Here is a 15,898-nt window from a genome sequence, read left to right as displayed (position 1 = left end):
CATAATGACTATCAGGCAGCGCCCGAGCTTCGAGCGTCAGTCCCGAGACACCCTTTGAGTGACCCCATTTCACAGAAAACGCCTCGCCATGGAAAACATGAACATGAACCACATCACCGAATCGGTGATCGAACGCCTGGCCAATACCCCGGATCCCCGGCTCAAAGAGATCATGCTCAGTCTGGTACAGCACCTGCACCAGTTTGCGCGTGAGGTGAAACTGACCGAGGCTGAATGGCTCAAGGGCATCGAATTCCTGACCCGCACCGGTCACATCACCAACTCGCAACGACAAGAGTTCATTTTGTTGTCAGATGTGTTGGGCCTGTCCATGTTGACGGTGGTCATGAACAACGAAAAACCTGAGGGGTGCACCCAGGCCACGGTGCTCGGGCCCTTCCATGTCGACAACGCACCTCATTACGCCCTGGGCGGCGATGTTGCTAACGGGGCCCAGGGTCATCCCTGCCAAGTTCAAGGCAGCATAAAAGGTGTGCAGGGCGAAGCTGTGGCCCATGCAAGCATCGAGGTTTGGCAATCCGATGAGAAAGGCCTTTACGACGTGCAATACGCCGACAGGACGCAGCACCAGGCCCGGGGCAAACTGACAGCGGATGCGCAGGGGCGCTTTCACTTCAAATCCATCCTGGCCATGCCCTACCCCATCCCTCACGATGGGCCTGTTGGGCAATTGCTGGAGGCCACCGCCAGGCACCCATGGCGCCCCGCACATTTGCATTTCAAGATCGATGCCCCAGGCTATGAAACCCTGATCACCCACGTCTTTCGCAAAAACGACCCTTACTTGGAAACGGACGCGGTGTTTGGCGTGCGCGAATCGCTGGTCATCGATTGCTTGAGCAAGCCGATGGCAGTTACCAACTTGATTTTGACTTTGTGCTCAATCCGGTCTGAAGCGCCCGACCCGCTGGGGTTCAGCCACCGCCGCGCTGCATGTACAAATCGAAACGTTTCATGAAGGTGTAACGCGCATCGGCGTCCAAGCCCTGAAACGCGAAGTTCACCCGCAGCACCGGCATGCGCATGAGCGCAATCACACGGGGGGGCATGACCTGCCAGTACAAACTCAATTTGCCTGCGCCGATGGTGGCCTCGGCCGTGGCCTGCGACCGCTGCCATGCGCTGTCCCCCATGGCCGCGGGCAACCAGCCGAGCCACTCGGCCTCGGTGCAGCCCATGTCGCGCTGGAATTGCTCGGCGTAACTGGACTGCATGGGTGCGGTCAGCCCCCAGCCACGGGTGGCCAGATGGCCAGCACATCGCCATCGACCAAGGTGGTGGTACCCCGATCTTCGGGGGCGATGTATTTGCCATTGACCAGCACCAGATGCACCAGCTTGGGCGGCATGCCGAAGGGCTCAATGATCTGGTTGATGCTGGCGTCAGCCGCCACATCGAGGCTGATCTGATTGCTGCGCCGGGCCTCGACAGGCAAATAATCGGTCAGCGTGGCAAACAGTTTGAAGGTGATGTTCATGCAGCGATTGTCACTTCATCGGCGGCGCGCATCAGCAGCGCCGCTCCAGCGCCCCTGACCCTGGGCACAGTCCAGGTAGGCGTCCATGAGCTTGGTGGGGTCGTGCATCAAACGGTCTTTCCAGTCGCCCAGATGCACCTGGCCTTCGACCAGGCCGCGCATCACCCCCACATGCTCGGTCCAGCCCACGCTGTTGCAGCCCACCATCACATCGTCCTTGAACTGCAAGCTCAGGTGGCGCCCAGCGGCCTTGTCGGTCAGCACCGCTGATTGCCCACCCGACACGCCCTCCCAGTTGCCAAAACTGGTGGAGATCAAGCCCAAGGTATCGAGCACGTTGATTTGCGTGACACCTTTGAGCTCGGTCTTTTGGCCCAGCATGTTGAGTGCTGCCACCCGCGCCTGCTCGGCCGCATTGGGCTGAATGGCGCTGACAATTGTTTTGCCACTGACCAGGTCAAAGGCTTCGGCGCAGTCGCCTGCCGCGTAAATGCCGGGCACATTGGTTTGCAGATGCTCGTCGGTCAAGACGCCTTGCAAACAGGTGATGCCGCTGTCCTTTAAAAAGCCAATCGCAGGTCGCACCCCGGTGGCGCTGATCACCAGATCGGCCGCCACGGTCTGGCCGTTGGACAAACGCACCTGCAGGGCCCCGCCAGCATCGTCTGAAGACAAGCCCACAGCAGCTGCCAGTTTGCCGAACAAGCCTTTTTCAGCGCCAGCGCTGTCCGAGGTGATGGCTTCGACCTTGGTGCCAGTGAACACCTGCACGCCTTTGGCTTCGCACCAGTCACGGATCATGCCGCCCGCTACCGGGCCCATCATGCGGGGCACCATGCGGTCGCCCATCTCGACCACGCTGAGTTTGACGCCGCGTGCTGCCAGTGATTCCATGATGATGCAGCCAATGAAGCCTGCGCCCATTTGTAACACCCTGGCGCCTGGCTTGGCCAGCGCCTGGATGGCACGGGCATCTTCCAGCGTCCAGCAAGGGTGCACGCCGGGCAGGTCCATGCCCGCAATCGGGGGGCGCACTGGGTGCGAGCCCGTGGCGATCAAGAGCTTGTCAAAACTGAGCGACTGGCCGTTGTCCAGTTGCACCTTTTTACCCGCTGCATCCACCCGTGTCACTTTGGCCTTGACCTGGGTGATGCGCAGGTCATCGAAGTGCGAGGCGCTCTTGCGCAGATAGGTGCCACGCTCGTCGATGTTGCCAATCAGCAGGTAGGGAATGGCCATGCGCGAGTAAGGCGCATCGGGCTCGTCACCCACCAGGGTAATGGTGTCAGCAGGTGCGTGTTTGCGCAGGGTCTCGGCGGCAATGACGCCGGCAGGGCCTGCGCCCAAAATGACGTGGTGCATGGTTCACTCTCCAAATGCAGGCAGCGGCCCAAAAAGGCCGCTGCACAGGTGTTCATCAAGCCTCAAACCTTGCAGCCCCGCCAAAGTGCTTGGCCGCAAAGTCGGAGGCATGCAACTCAAAGCCCCAAACGGGCCTTGGTCTCGGCCGTTGGGCGGCCCTCTGTGTCCCAGCCGCGGGCAGCGTAGTACTTGGGCAGCATCTCGGGCAACATGCTCACTTTGCCTTTTGAGGGGCCGGTTTTGGCGGCTTCAGTCAAGAGGCGCTTGGGCAGGCTATCGTCGGCCTTGGTGAAGCCGGCAGCATTGTTGAACTCACGCTCCATGTTCCAGATGCGTTCGCCGATTTTTTCCAGCTCTTCAGTGGTGTATTCGTCGTCACAGGCTGCTTGCAACTGCGGTGCCAGATCGGCCACACCCCACGCAAAGGTGGTGAACACGCACAGGCCCGAGGAGTCAAACGCGGCCGTGGCGTCTTGGAATGCCTTGACCAGTTCGGGTTTGCCTTCGTGCTCAAGCGGATCGGTCTTGACCGGTATGCCCAGCACTTCAGACGCGATGGTGTAACCGCGCAGGTGGCAGGCACCGCGGTTGCTGGTGGCGTAGGCCAAGCCAATGCCCTGGATCGAGCGCCCGTCGTAGGCCGGGAATTCCTGGCCCTTGACGCTCATCGACAAATCGGGGTGGCCGTACTTGGCGGTCAGGCGCTTGGAGCCTTGGCCGATTTCGATACCAAAACCTTCGCCCCTGGCGGTGATTTCAGCAAAGTGGGCAAGCGCCTCGGCAGAGCCGAACATGGCGTCAATGCCCAGTTGCTCTTTGGTCAGCACACCCATTTCATAGAGTTCCATGACCGCGCCCACGGTGGCACCAAAGCTGATCGGGTCAAAGCCCTCTTCGTTGCACAGCAAGTTGGCGTACTGCAGGGCTTCCAGGTCTTTCACACCGTTGGCAGCACCCAGTGCCCAGGCCGCTTCGTATTCCAGGCCGCCATTGGCACCCCAGTATTGCGGTTTGTTTTGCACAGTGAAGTGGCCTTCGTCCATGCGGCTGATGCGGCCGCAAGCAATGGTGCAACCAAAGCAAGCCTGGTTGGTGACCAGGTGCTTTTTGCCGTCGGTTTCACGGGGCGTGACCATGGCTTCGGCTGAAATGTCCTTGGCACCTTCGAACTGCACGTCGCGGTGGTTGCGGGTGGGCAAGGCGCCCATCTCATTGATCACGTTCATCAGCACCTGGGTGCCGTAAGCCGGCAGGCCTTGACCAGTGACAGCGTTTTCGGCGAGGATTTTCTTCTTCTCGAAGGTCACCTTCATGAAGGCCTTGGGGTCGCGGATATTGCCCACGCCCTTGGTGCCGCGCACGGCAATGGCTTTCAGGTTTTTGCTGCCCATGACCGCGCCCACACCCGAGCGGCCTGCCGCACGGTGCAGGTCGTTCACCACGGCGGCGAACAAGACCTTGTTTTCACCGGCCTTGCCAATGCTCGAGACACGCAGCAGCGGGTCTTGCAGGCTGGATTTGAGGACTTCTTCGGTCTTCCAGACGCTTTGACCCCACAAGTGCGAGGCATCGCGCAGCTCAGCCACATCGTCATTGATGTAGAGGTACACCGGCGTGGCCGATGCACCTTCAAAGATGATCATGTCCCAACCGGCCATTTTCAGCTCGGCACCCCAGTAGCCGCCCGAGTTGGAGCAGGCAATGGCACCCGTGAGAGGGCCTTTGGTGATGACGGTGTAGCGGCCGCCTGTGGAGGCCATGGTGCCGGTCAAGGGGCCAGTGGCCCAGATCAGCTTGTTATCGGCCGACAGCGGGTCGACTTTGGGGTCGACTTCGTTGATCAGGTATTTACTGCCCAGGCCGCGAGAGCCGATGTAGGCACGTGCCCACGCCATGTTCAGCGGTTCGGATTTGACGGTGCCCGCGGTCAGGTTGACGCGGAGAATTTTTCCAGCCCAAGACATGTTGATGCTCCTTGCAGGTGCTTGATTTAAGCGGCTAAATTAAGAGGCTGAAGGCTGATTGCCCAACTTGTCGGCCCACTGCTTCATTTTGTCGATGCCGGTCCAGTTGGCGTCGACAAAGGTGATGGCGCCGGTGGGGCAAGCCTCGACGCAAGCCGGATCGCCACCGCACAGGTCGCACTTTTGGACTTTGCCGGTCTCTTGCACATAGTTCACGGTGCCGAATGGGCAGGCGATGGTGCAGACCTTGCACCCGACGCAGGTCGACTCGTTGACCACTTTCGCACCCGTGGCTTTGTCCACGGTAATGGCTTCCACAGGGCAGGCATGCAGGCACCAGGCTTCATCGCACTGGGTGCAGGTGTAAGGCACCTTTTTACCGGTGTGGTGGAAGTCAAAGACCTTGATGCGTGATTTGGAGGTGGCGTATGTGCCGTAGTTCTCAAAAGAACAGGCCATTTCGCACTGCAAGCAGCCGGTACATTTGTCCGGGTTGATGTGCAGGACTTTCTGCATGGGGATCTCCTGTGAGGTGGCGGGCTGTTCAAGCCCACGCTTATGAATCAGAATGCATAGCCATTGTGTTGGCATGCGCCTGCAATATGATGCGGATTAACCCTAGGTTCGTCAGGGTTCCTTCAAAAATTCTCAGCTTGATACACACCTGACATGCCCTTGACTTCCATCAACAACGACCGCCTTGAACGGATTGCTCTGGCCCGTGAACTGGTTTTTCAGGGGCGCTCTTTTGCCGCAGGCGCTGGCGTTTCCCCTTGGATCACCCAGTCCTGGCAGCGCTGCCTGGCCATGGGCTTGCAACCCGACAAGTCCGTGGGTTTTGACGCCGTGTCGGTCCAGCACATGCGCCGCGTGCAGGAGGCCAGCGGCCCTTTGGTCCAAGCTGCCCAGCCCGTATTGACCGAGTTGGCGCGGGCGATTGCCGACATCCGCTATTTCGCCATCCTGACCAATGCCGAGGGCATCGTGGTGGATGTGCATGGCCCAGTCAACCGGCAAGACCGCCGCGCCGGGGTGATTGCCCGTGTGGGCGTAGATTTGTCTGAAAAGGCCGTGGGCACCACCGCCATCAGCGCGGCACTGGCCGAACTTCAGCCCGTATGGATGCACCGCGGCGAGCACTTCTTTCAGGACACCAGTGTCTACAGTTGCGCAGGCGCACCCGTGTTTGGTCCGGACGGTTTGTGCGCGGGCATGCTCGACCTGACAGGCATTGAGACCACGGAGCGCCCTGCCCTGAAGCATTTGGTGCGCCGCTCGGCCCGAAGCATCGAAAACGGCTGGTTACTGTCGAGCGCGCATGCCCTGGTCTTGCGTCTGAATTGGCCTGGCAACCAGCCGGGCGACGACAGCGATGGCTTGCTGAAGCTGGACCCCGATGGCCATATCTTGGGCGCCAACCCCACCGCCCGGCAAATGCTGTCTTTGTCCCCTGCGACCCCCGGCCAGCCGCTGCACGCCAGCGATGTTTTTGCCTCACCCTGGGAAAACCTGTTCGACGCCGCCAGCCATTCGGGCAACACCCAAGAGTTGCCGCTTTGGTCAGGCTTGCGCTTGCAAACCCAAGCCTTGCGCTGTGGCAACACTTCAGCGTCTGTGAGCCCCGTCAAGACCGGCGCTCTGTCCAACGTAACCGCCAAACCCCTGAAGGACAGGCAGACCGACATGATCCGTGAAGCCGTGAACCAGGCGCGGGGCAATGTGGCCGAAGCCGCCCGAAGCTTGGGCATCAGCCGGGCTACGGTTTACCGCAAGCTCGGCGAGCCCAGACACTGAGCCTTACTTGTTCACGTTTGGAAAGAACAGCTGCTCACCACCGATTTTGTAGTCGGCAATCGTGGTCTGGCCAGCGGCCGAGGTGATCCAGTCGACAAACTTCTGTGCATCGGCTTGTTTGACGTGCGCATGCTTGGCGGGATTGACCACCATCACGCCGTACTGGTTGAACAGCCGCTGATCACCCTCAACCAGGATGGCCAAATCGGCGCGGTTCTTGAAGTTGAGCCAGGTGGCTCGGTCTGCCATCACATAGGCCCCCGAAGACGCAGCGATGTTCAAGGCCGGGCCCATGCCGCAGCCGCACTCCTTATAGCCACTGCCTTTTTGATCGGTTAAGTTGGCCATTTTCCAGAAACGCAATTCCGCCGCATGGGTGCCACTTTTGTCCCCCCGCGAGACAAATGCCGTGTTGCTGGCAGACAGCTTGGCCAAAGCCGCCACGATGTCTTTGCCCTTGGTGCCTGCCGGGTCGGCCTTGGGGCCGATCAGCACAAAGTCGTTGTACATGACGGGCAAGCGCTTGAGGCCAAAGCCGTCAGCCACAAATTTCTCTTCCGCCACCTGGTCGTGCACAAACACCACGTCGGCATCGCCACGGCGCGCCATGTCCAGCGCCTGACCCGTGCCCAGCGCCACCACTTTCACGTCCAGCCCGCTGGCTTTCTTGAAAGCGGGCAAGAGGTGGGCAAACAGGCCCGACTGCTCGGTGGAGGTGGTGGACGACATCACGATGGACTGGGCTTGTGCCCAGATCGGGGTGCTGGCCAGCACAGCACACACAAGCACCCGGCGGGTGATGGCAATACAAAAGGTCATGACAGTTCTCCTTGAACAAAAGCATGCGCTGCTGGGCTGTGCAAAGCCAACTCGGCAGGGTTAAAAAAATCGGCCACGGGCAGGTCGGCCAAAAGTCGACCGCCTTCCAGATAGATGACTCTGCTGGCCAAGCGCTTGACCTGCCCGAGGTTGTGGCTGGCCCAGATCAGGGTCAGCGGCTGCGCCTGACCTGCTGCGAAATCGGCCATCAAGGCCTCGACTTCGCGCTTGGCATGCGGGTCCAGGCTGGCGGTGGGCTCGTCCAACAACAACACATCGGGCTGACGCGCCCAGGCCCTGGCCATCGCCAGGCGTTGCTGCTGTCCACCCGACAACTGACGCCCGAGTTGGCGGGTCACAGCGCTCAAGCCCACGCGCTGCAAAGCCGCGCCCGCACGCACCTTGGCCTGCGCCCAGCTCAAACCCTGGCCACGGTCCAACCAAAGGCCCAGCGCCACGTTGTTCAAGGCCGACATGCGCAACAGGTGTGGCCTTTGAAACAGCATGGCTTGGCGCAAACCGGGGTGCCACTCGATGCGCCCCTGGTCAGGTGGCAACAAGCCGTGCACCGTGCGCAGCAAGCTGCTCTTGCCTGAGCCATTTGAGCCCACCAAGGCCACGCGCTCGCCCGGCTGAACACGAAGGTCGACGCCCTTCAGGGCCCAAACCGGACCCAGACGCACCGAGACATCGTTCAACTGAACCACCGATGGGGCCGTCATGCGACCCAGCCTTTGGGCGAAGCCACGCTGCTACCCTGGCGTTTTTCGCCCCAGCGGCGCAAACCGGCTACCGCCGCATTGAGCAGCAAGACCACCGACAACAGCACCAGCCCCAAGCCCAGCGCCAGGGGCAAATCGCCTTTGCTGGTTTCCAGCGCAATGGCCGTGGTCATGACGCGGGTGAAGCCATCGATATTGCCCCCCACGATCATCACCGCACCGACTTCAGAAATGGCCCGGCCAAAAGCGGCCACGCCAATCGTCATGAGGGCCAGACGTTCGTCCCAGGCCAGCAAAATGCCGCGCAACCAAGGGCCTGCACCCAGCGAGGCCCATTGCTCACCGTGTTGGCGCTCGACGTCTTCGACCACCTGCCGGGTCAGCGCGGTCACCACGGGCACCACCAAAATGAATTGGGCCAACACCATGGCCTTGAAGCTGAACAGCCAGCCCAGAAAGCCCAAAGGCCCGGTGCGCGAGAGCAGCAGATAAACCACCAGCCCCACCACCACCGAAGGCAAGGCCAGCAAAGTGTTCAGCCCCAGCAACACGGCACCCCGGCCAGAAAACCGGGCCACCGCCAGCCAGGCACCCAACACGACGCCCAGGCCATAGGCCAGCAGACAGGCCGTGGCACTGACCGCCAAAGAGCGCAGCACCACCGTCCAGAGTGCCGGATCGAAAGATCCAATGAGGTTCAGCGCCGTCACGACGCTGTCGGTGAAAGTGTTCATAAAGAGGTCCCAATGCTAAGAGAAAAAGGGGGTGCAGCGCATGAGGGCTGTCCACTATGAAACACTTTGCATAGGTCCAATCCATGAAAAAAGCCCGGCGAACCGGGCTTTCAAAGAGCATTCATCAGGCTTTTATCAGGCCTTCAAAAAGATTATTTTTTGCCCGCTTTCATTTCGGCTTCCAAAGCTTTAGCGGGGTCTAGGTCCGCTGGCCCATCAGCAGCAGGCTTCAGGTCATCCATGTTCACTTCGTCGTCCCCGTCCTCAGCCGTGCCCTCTAGCATTTGCTCAAACGCGGCATCGGAATCGATCTTGACGCCTTCCTTGATGCCACCCGTGACCATATTGGGGTAAATGATGACGGCGGCCACCATGATCAGCTGCAAGACGATGAAGGCGATCGAGCCCTTGTAGATTTCAGAGGTCTTGACCGCGCTGATGTTCTCACCGGTGATGCGGTCTTTGTAGTCGTTCTTGGGGGCTACGCTGCGCAAATAAAACAGCGCGAAACCAAAAGGCGGCGTCAAGAACGAGGTCTGCAGGTTCATCGCAATGATCACCCCAAACCAGATCATGGCCTGGTCTGGCGTCATGCCAGGCACCAAACCCGGCAAGATTTTTTCGGCCACTGGCGCCAGGATCGGAATCACAATGAAGGCGATTTCAAAGAAATCAATGAAACACCCCAAGATGAAAATCAGTATGTTCACCACAATCAAGAAACCGATCGCGCCACCCGGCATGTCCAAGAACAAATGCTCGACCCAAATGTGGCCATCGGCCGCATTGAAAGTGAAACTGAACACGGTCGAACCGATCAGGATGAACAACACAAAAGATGCCAACTTGGCTGTGTTTTCCAGCGCTTGATTCATCAATTTTTTGTCAAGGCGCTTTCTGCTCACGGCCAAGATCAAGGCTCCCAGGGCGCCCATGGCGCCACCCTCTGTGGGTGTCGCAACGCCCAAAAAGATGGTACCCAAAACCAAAAATATCAGAATCAGGGGCGGCATCAGCACAAAGGTCACTTGCTCGGCCAAACGCGACAACAAGCCCATGCGAGTGGCCTTGTTCACAATGGCCAAGGCCAAAGCCACCAGTGATGCCACGGTCATGGACATGATCACCATCTCGTCCCCAGGCGACTCCTGGGTGCGGTCAAGCCAAGCGGTCATGATGGCATCGTGAGACGAGGCCCATGCAAAACCGACCACCGTGCACACAATCAAAAGAAACAACAGCGACACATGACCCGATTTCCCGTTGGGTTCACGGTAGATGCGGGCCTCGGGTGGCAAGGCGGGCACCATGGCCGGCTTGAAGATGGCCACCACCACAATGAACAGCACATACAAACCCACCAACAACAAGCCGGGCAACAAAGCGCCGGCGTACATGTCACCCACCGATCGGCCCAACTGGTCGGCCAGAACAATCAACACCAACGAGGGCGGGATGGCTTGGGCCAGGGTGCCCGATGCGGTGATGGCACCCGTGGCAATGACGCGGCTGTAACCGTAGCGCAGCATGATGGGCAAGGAGATCAAGCCCATGGAAATCACCGCAGCCGCAACCACACCCGTGGTGGCCGCCAACAAAGCGCCCACCAAAATCACCGCAATGGCCACGCCACCACGAACCGGACCAAACACCTGGCCTACGGTCTCCAGCAAATCTTCGGCCATGCCGGATTTCTGCAAGATGATGCCCATAAAGGTAAAAAACGGGATGGCCAGCAAGGTGTCGTTTTGCATGATGCCGAAAATACGCAGCGGCAAAGCCTGGAACAAGGATGGCGGGAAAAGCCCCGCCTCCATGCCGATGAAGCCGAAACCCAAGCCGCAGGCTGCCAAGGCGAAGGCCACCGGAAAACCGGTCAGCAGCAGCACAAACAAACCGGCAAACATGATGGGCACAAAGTTCTGTGCCAAAAAAGTCGCTTCCATCATCGTGCTCCCTGCGCTTGCTGCGCAATTTTCTCAAGTTCCAGCATTTCTTTTTCTTCGTCCGACATGGTGCTTTCAGATGACAAGGGATCTTCACCGGCTCCGATCAAGAAAGAAAGACGCTTGATCAACTCGGACACCCCTTGGAGCATGAGCAAAGCAAAACCGATGGGCACCAATGCATAGACAGGCCACCGAATTAGCCCCCCCGCGTTGGAAGACATTTCGCCGGTGTTGTAGGCCTGAATGAACAAAGGCCAAGAAAGGTAAATGCACAAGATGCAGAATGGAAACAGGGCCAGAAAAATGCCGCCCACATCGATCCAATTGCGGGTCCGCGCGGTCAACATGCTCGAAATAAAGTCAATGCGGACATGGGAATTTTTCAGCAACCCGTAACCTGCGCCCAGCAAAAAGACAGCCGCAAACAGGTACCACTGAATCTCCAGCAAACCGTTCGAACTCACATTGAAGGCCTTGCGCACAATGGCGTTGCCAGCGCTGACGAGCGTCACAATCAAAATCAGCCACGTGGTGAATTTGCCCACCGCTTGGTTTAAACGGTCAATGCCGCTTGAAAGTTTCAAAAAATAAGACATATGAACTCCCAAAAACTTGCGCGATTGTAAGTCTGCGTTGACCTGTTAAACCCCAAAAGCTTGAAATCACCGATTGATATTTTTGGCGGTTGGATTGAAAACCCGAAGATCAGACAAGCACTGCAGATCAGGCCGCTGCCGTGTGCCGCTCCGAACGAAATCGCCACCACGGCAGCATGCTGCGCAGGGACTGCACCTGCCCTGCCTCGGGCACAGTGCTGTAGCCGCTCAACTCCTGCAGTCTGACTTGCCACGCCGCACTGCCAAGTAAGTGCCGCAGTTGCACAACCGGCTCGGTGTCCAGCGCCGTGGCCAAACACACCAGCCAATAATGCTCTTGCGCCAAGGGGACGAAATCAAGGCCATGGACCTGTGCGGCATGGGCCATGCCCAAACCCACATCGGCCCGACCTGCCGCGATGCAGGCGGCGACGGCGGCGTGTGAATTTTCTTCATGCCCATAACCGCTGAGTGCTCCAGCCAAGAGGCCTCTTTCTTGCAACGATTGGTCCAGCAACAAACGGGTCCCTGTGCCGGGGCTGCGGTTCACAAATGTGAGCCCGGGCCGAAACAAATCGGCCCAATCCTGCAAACCCCAGGGGTTGCCTTGGCGAACCATCAAGCCTTGCGCTCGCTGGGCAAAACCAATCAATTTGTGTTGCCCCGGCTTGAGCAAGGGCTTGTAAGTGCGGGCCACCAAAGACTGGACGTCCGGTTGCCAAGGGGCGTGAAAGCCAGCCACATGGCACCGCCCTTCGTTCAGGGCACGGATCGCATCCACACTGCCACAAAACCGCATGTCCAAGTGCAGGGCCTTGGCTGCGGCCTCTTCACGCAGCAACACCATGGCATCGTCGTGACTGGCAAACATGGGCAAGGCCCAATGTGCAGGGTCAAAGGCCACGGCAAATGTTTTTTCAAGGTCCGCCTGCAAAGCATTGATCTGGGGCATCAGACGGGCCTGCGCTTGGCGCTCAGCCCAGAGCAACTTGTCCGCAAATCCTGTCAATTTGGCGGCCTGCCCCTTCTCCCAAAGAATCAAAGGCTGGCCTAAAGACTGCTCCCAGCGCTTGAGTTCGCCCCACACGTGGCGGTAAGACAGCCCCAATGACTTGGCAGCGCCGCCAATCGCGCCCGCATCGCGCACGGCTTGCAGCAAGTCCATGAGCGGATTACGCAGTGGGCTTTGGCGGTTGCGCGCAGGGTCAGCGCCCAGGGGGCGCCATTGGTAAGAAAGCTCAATGTGCTGCATAACGGCGAGTTTGCACGAAGGGACGCCAAATAATCACCAGGGCCAACGAAAAAAGGCCCCGAGGGGGCCTTTTAAACGATCGCGCCAGCTGCTTACAGCTTGGCCGATTGCATGTAGCGATCGAACGTGGCTTCGGTGAAACGGAACCACTGGTTTTGATCTCTGCGAAACGTCGAGTAGTCGTCGTAGATTTTTTTCCAGTTGGGATTGGACTGGCGCAGTTCCTCGTAAAGGGCCATGGACTGCTTGAAGGCCTCGTCCATCACCACCTTGGGGAACGGCCGGAGTTTGACACCGCTGGCCACCAAGCGACGAAGTGCCGGAGGGTTACGGTTGTCATAACGCGCTTGCATTTCGGTGTGCGCGTAAGAAGCGGCTGCTTCGACAATGGCCTGGTTCTCTTTGGACAAGGCATTGAAAGCGGTCTTGTTGATGTAGAAGTCCAGTTGTGCGCCACCTTCCCAGAAGCCTGGGTAGTAATAGTTCTTGGCGACTTTTTGGAAACCGAGCTTTTCATCGTCATATGGGCCAACCCATTCAACGGCATCGATCGTGCCTTTTTCCAGGGCTTGGTAAATCTCGCCGCCAGGGATGTTCTGAGGAATGGCACCCATGCGGGACAGAACTTTGCCAGCGAAACCGCCGACGCGGAACTTCAAGCCTTTGATGTCAGCCAACGTCTTGATTTCCTTGCGGTACCAGCCACCCATTTGAGCACCTGTGTTGCCACCGGGGAAGTTCACGATGTTGTACTTGTCGTAGAACTCGCGGAACAACTTCATGCCGTTGCCGTCGTAGTACCAAGCAGTGAGCTGACGGCTGTTCAAACCAAAAGGAATGGCCGTGCCCAGGGCGAAGGTGTCGTCCTTGCCAAAGAAGTAGTAAGGAGCTGTGTGAGCCGCCTCGACTGTGCCTTGCTGAACACCGTCCACCACGCCAAAAGCGGGCATCAATTCGCCGGCAGCGTGCACGGTGACGACAAACTTGCCGCCAGACATCGCATTGACCTTTTCGGCAAAAACTTCAGCTGCACCAAAAATGGTGTCCAAAGCCTTGGGGAAGCTTGAAGCAAGTCGCCAGCGAATGGCGGCCTGTGCTTGGACTGCAGGTGCAACACCAGCAGCCAAAACACCAGCAATGCCGGCGCTTTTGATTACGGAACGACGATCCATGAAGGACTCCTTGTTTAAAAAAATGCATCCGGCGATCAGGATTTTGGTAATTCCCGGATGCCATATTGTAGGAATCCAAATTCATCAAAGTCGTGCGGGTTTACCCTTTTTTAAATCATTAAATAAAAAGGGTTTTAGCAAAACCAACATTCACATGAAATTCAAATAATTCTGATCGGAAATCGGCTCAATCGCACCAGCGTTGGCGCACTGAGCGCTCGATGCCCGCAGCATCCAGCCCTTGCAAAGCCAGCAGCTTGACCGGGTCGCCATGCTCGATGAACTCATCCGGCAATCCCAGATGCAAAACAGGGCGGTTGATCTGCAATTGCTGCAAAGCCTCACCCACAGCACTGCCCGCCCCGCCCATGATGCAACCCTCTTCTAAAGTGACCAGCCGATCGTGGTCTTTGGCGATTTGCGCGAGCAACTCGGTATCCAGCGGTTTGACCCATCGCATGTTGACCACCGTAGCGTCGAGTTTTTCGGCCGCCTCCAAAGCCGGGGCCAACAATGTGCCAAAGGCCAGAATGGCCAACTGCTTGCCTTGGCGGCGCACTTCAGCCTTGCCAAAAGGCAAGGTGTCCAGGTCACGCCCAGGCAAGGCCCCCACGCCCGCACCACGTGGGTAGCGCACTGCCACCGGATGATTTTGGGCGTAGGCGGTGCTCAACAACTGACGGCATTCACGCTCATCCGCAGGGCAAGCCAGGCTCATGTTGGGAATGCAACGAAGAAAGGCGATGTCGTAAGCGCCGGCATGTGTGGCGCCATCGGCACCGACCAGGCCAGCGCGGTCCAGCGCGAAAACCACCGGCAAATTTTGCAAAGCCACATCGTGGATCAGTTGGTCATAGCCGCGCTGCAAGAAAGTGGAATAAATGGCCACAACCGGCTTGAGCCCCTCGCAGGCCAGGCCTGCTGCAAAGGTCACGGCGTGCTGCTCGGCAATGCCCACGTCGTAATACCGCTTGGGAAAGCGCTGGTGAAACGCCACCATACCCGAGCCCTCGCGCATGGCGGGTGTGATGCCCACCAGGCGCGGGTCTTGTTCAGCCATGTCGCACAGCCATTGGCCAAACACCTGGGTGAATGTGGTTTTAGGCGGTGTGGTGGCAGGCAGCAAACCCACGCTGGGATCGAACTTGCCAGGGCCATGGTAGGCCACCGGGTCGGCTTCTGCCTTTTCGTAGCCCTGGCCTTTTTTGGTGACCACATGCAAAAACTGAGGCCCCTCTAGGTGCTTGATGTTTTCAAGCGTCGGGATCAGCGACTCCAGGTCGTGTCCGTCGATGGGCCCAATGTAGTTGAAGCCGAATTTCTCGAAGAGCGTGGCTGGCACAACCATGCCCTTGGCATGTTCTTCCAGCCGCTTCGCCAGCTCAAAAAGGGGCGGCGCGTTCTTGAGCATGTTTTTGGCACCGGCTTTTGCCGCCGAATAAAAGCGCCCGCTCATGAGTTGAGCCAAATACCGGTTGAGGGCCCCTACCGGTGGGCTGATCGACATGTCATTGTCGTTCAGGATCACCAGCAACTTGCAATCTTCAACGCCCGCATTGTTGAGGGCTTCGAATGCCATGCCAGCGGTCATCGCGCCGTCACCAATCACGGCAATCGAATGGCGCGACTCGCCCTTCTGACGGGCCGCTACCGCCATGCCAAGCGCTGCGGAAATGCTGGTGGATGAATGGGCCGTCCCAAAAGTGTCGTACTCGCTTTCGTCACGGCGGGGAAAGCCGGACAAACCACCAAACTGCCGCAACGAAGGCATGCGATCGCGGCGCCCTGTGAGAATTTTGTGCGGGTAAGTCTGGTGACCCACGTCCCAGACAATGCGGTCTTCGGGGGTGTTGAAGGCATAGTGCAAAGCCACCGTCAACTCCACCGTGCCGAGGTTGGAACTCAGGTGGCCGCCGGTTTTGGAAACGTTGTCGAGAACACAAAGGCGCAGTTCATCGGCCAAGCGCGGCAAATCAGTGCGTGACAAGCGGCGAAGATCTGCCGGGGAGTGGATGGTTTGTAGCAAATTGGTCATA

The 15,898-nt window shown here is 58.6% G+C and carries 14 protein-coding genes and 1 pseudogene; 2 read left to right on the top strand and 13 right to left on the bottom strand.

Going from position 1 to position 15,898, the window contains the following annotated elements; all coding sequences use genetic code 11:
• Nucleotides 1-88: 88 nt before the first annotated feature.
• Nucleotides 89-915: pseudogene (locus tag B9Z45_RS01615) on the top strand (intradiol ring-cleavage dioxygenase).
• 20 nt (nt 916-935) lie between these two features.
• On the opposite strand, the gene B9Z45_RS01610 reads toward B9Z45_RS01615, so the two are convergent.
• The 5 genes from B9Z45_RS01610 to B9Z45_RS01590 all read right to left on the bottom strand — a co-directional run bounded on the left by B9Z45_RS01610 (nt 936) and on the right by B9Z45_RS01590 (nt 5,340).
• Nucleotides 936-1,235 (bottom strand): hypothetical protein, encoded by a 300-nt coding sequence (locus B9Z45_RS01610; protein ID WP_108405484.1) that lies wholly within the window; start codon nt 1,233-1,235, stop codon nt 936-938.
• Between the two features lie 8 nt (nt 1,236-1,243).
• Nucleotides 1,244-1,498, bottom strand: coding sequence for a MoaD/ThiS family protein (locus B9Z45_RS01605; protein ID WP_108405483.1), 255 nt, complete (start codon nt 1,496-1,498; stop codon nt 1,244-1,246).
• A gap of 15 nt (nt 1,499-1,513) precedes the next feature.
• Nucleotides 1,514-2,860, bottom strand: coding sequence for an NAD(P)/FAD-dependent oxidoreductase (locus tag B9Z45_RS01600; protein WP_108405482.1), 1,347 nt, complete (start codon nt 2,858-2,860; stop codon nt 1,514-1,516).
• Nucleotides 2,861-2,976: 116 nt separating this feature from the next.
• Nucleotides 2,977-4,824, bottom strand: a complete 1,848-nt coding sequence (locus tag B9Z45_RS01595; RefSeq protein WP_108405481.1) for an aldehyde ferredoxin oxidoreductase family protein — start codon at nt 4,822-4,824, stop codon at nt 2,977-2,979.
• A gap of 39 nt (nt 4,825-4,863) precedes the next feature.
• A complete protein-coding gene (locus B9Z45_RS01590; protein ID WP_108405480.1) occupies nt 4,864-5,340 on the bottom strand; it encodes a 4Fe-4S dicluster domain-containing protein in 477 nt (158 codons plus the stop codon).
• A 153-nt stretch (nt 5,341-5,493) separates the two neighbouring features.
• Between B9Z45_RS01590 and B9Z45_RS01585 the strand changes: the two genes are divergently transcribed.
• A complete protein-coding gene (locus B9Z45_RS01585) occupies nt 5,494-6,618 on the top strand; it encodes a sigma-54-dependent Fis family transcriptional regulator (protein WP_108405479.1) in 1,125 nt (374 codons plus the stop codon).
• A 3-nt stretch (nt 6,619-6,621) separates the two neighbouring features.
• Here B9Z45_RS01585 and B9Z45_RS01580 read toward each other — a convergent pair whose 3' ends face one another.
• The 8 genes from B9Z45_RS01580 to dxs all read right to left on the bottom strand — a co-directional run bounded on the left by B9Z45_RS01580 (nt 6,622) and on the right by dxs (nt 15,897).
• On the bottom strand, nt 6,622-7,437 hold the full coding sequence (locus tag B9Z45_RS01580) for an extracellular solute-binding protein (RefSeq protein ID WP_108405478.1): 816 nt from the start codon (nt 7,435-7,437) through the stop codon (nt 6,622-6,624).
• Nucleotides 7,434-8,159 carry an ATP-binding cassette domain-containing protein gene (locus B9Z45_RS01575; protein WP_108405477.1) on the bottom strand — a complete coding sequence of 242 codons (726 nt, stop codon included), beginning with the start codon at nt 8,157-8,159 and terminating at the stop codon, nt 7,434-7,436. The genes B9Z45_RS01580 and B9Z45_RS01575 overlap by 4 nt, the downstream gene beginning before the upstream one ends.
• Nucleotides 8,156-8,893, bottom strand: coding sequence for an ABC transporter permease (locus tag B9Z45_RS01570; RefSeq protein WP_108405476.1), 738 nt, complete (start codon nt 8,891-8,893; stop codon nt 8,156-8,158). Before B9Z45_RS01570 ends, B9Z45_RS01575 begins: the two co-directional genes overlap by 4 nt.
• Nucleotides 8,894-9,045: 152 nt before the next feature.
• Nucleotides 9,046-10,839: a TRAP transporter large permease subunit gene (locus B9Z45_RS01565; RefSeq protein WP_108405475.1), complete on the bottom strand. Its 1,794-nt coding sequence runs from the start codon at nt 10,837-10,839 to the stop codon at nt 9,046-9,048.
• Nucleotides 10,839-11,438 carry a TRAP transporter small permease subunit gene (locus B9Z45_RS01560; protein WP_108405474.1) on the bottom strand — a complete coding sequence of 200 codons (600 nt, stop codon included), beginning with the start codon at nt 11,436-11,438 and terminating at the stop codon, nt 10,839-10,841. The genes B9Z45_RS01565 and B9Z45_RS01560 overlap by 1 nt, the downstream gene beginning before the upstream one ends.
• 127 nt (nt 11,439-11,565) lie before the next feature.
• Nucleotides 11,566-12,690 (bottom strand): substrate-binding domain-containing protein, encoded by a 1,125-nt coding sequence (locus B9Z45_RS01555; protein WP_108405473.1) that lies wholly within the window; start codon nt 12,688-12,690, stop codon nt 11,566-11,568.
• 92 nt (nt 12,691-12,782) lie between these two features.
• Nucleotides 12,783-13,862 (bottom strand): TRAP transporter substrate-binding protein, encoded by a 1,080-nt coding sequence (locus B9Z45_RS01550; RefSeq protein WP_108405472.1) that lies wholly within the window; start codon nt 13,860-13,862, stop codon nt 12,783-12,785.
• A gap of 187 nt (nt 13,863-14,049) precedes the next feature.
• Nucleotides 14,050-15,897, bottom strand: a complete 1,848-nt coding sequence (gene dxs / locus B9Z45_RS01545; RefSeq protein WP_108405471.1) for a 1-deoxy-D-xylulose-5-phosphate synthase — start codon at nt 15,895-15,897, stop codon at nt 14,050-14,052.
• Nucleotide 15,898: the final 1 nt, after the last annotated feature.

It is taken from the genome of Limnohabitans sp. 2KL-17, from assembly GCF_003063415.1.
Taxonomy (GTDB): Bacteria; Pseudomonadota; Gammaproteobacteria; order Burkholderiales; family Burkholderiaceae_C; genus Limnohabitans_A.
This window is presented reverse-complemented; position numbering and strand designations above follow the sequence as displayed.

Coding starts and splice junctions, on each gene's coding strand:
- B9Z45_RS01610 (WP_108405484.1), bottom strand. CDS start 1,235: ATGCAGTCCAGTTACGCCGAGCAATTCCAGCGCGACATGGGCTGCACC.
- B9Z45_RS01605 (WP_108405483.1), bottom strand. CDS start 1,498: ATGAACATCACCTTCAAACTGTTTGCCACGCTGACCGATTATTTGCCT.
- B9Z45_RS01600 (WP_108405482.1), bottom strand. CDS start 2,860: ATGCACCACGTCATTTTGGGCGCAGGCCCTGCCGGCGTCATTGCCGCC.
- B9Z45_RS01595 (WP_108405481.1), bottom strand. CDS start 4,824: ATGTCTTGGGCTGGAAAAATTCTCCGCGTCAACCTGACCGCGGGCACC.
- B9Z45_RS01590 (WP_108405480.1), bottom strand. CDS start 5,340: ATGCAGAAAGTCCTGCACATCAACCCGGACAAATGTACCGGCTGCTTG.
- B9Z45_RS01585 (WP_108405479.1), top strand. CDS start 5,494: ATGCCCTTGACTTCCATCAACAACGACCGCCTTGAACGGATTGCTCTG.
- B9Z45_RS01580 (WP_108405478.1), bottom strand. CDS start 7,437: ATGACCTTTTGTATTGCCATCACCCGCCGGGTGCTTGTGTGTGCTGTG.
- B9Z45_RS01575 (WP_108405477.1), bottom strand. CDS start 8,159: ATGACGGCCCCATCGGTGGTTCAGTTGAACGATGTCTCGGTGCGTCTG.
- B9Z45_RS01570 (WP_108405476.1), bottom strand. CDS start 8,893: ATGAACACTTTCACCGACAGCGTCGTGACGGCGCTGAACCTCATTGGA.
- B9Z45_RS01565 (WP_108405475.1), bottom strand. CDS start 10,839: ATGGAAGCGACTTTTTTGGCACAGAACTTTGTGCCCATCATGTTTGCC.
- B9Z45_RS01560 (WP_108405474.1), bottom strand. CDS start 11,438: ATGTCTTATTTTTTGAAACTTTCAAGCGGCATTGACCGTTTAAACCAA.
- B9Z45_RS01555 (WP_108405473.1), bottom strand. CDS start 12,690: ATGCAGCACATTGAGCTTTCTTACCAATGGCGCCCCCTGGGCGCTGAC.
- B9Z45_RS01550 (WP_108405472.1), bottom strand. CDS start 13,862: ATGGATCGTCGTTCCGTAATCAAAAGCGCCGGCATTGCTGGTGTTTTG.
- dxs (WP_108405471.1), bottom strand. CDS start 15,897: ATGACCAATTTGCTACAAACCATCCACTCCCCGGCAGATCTTCGCCGC.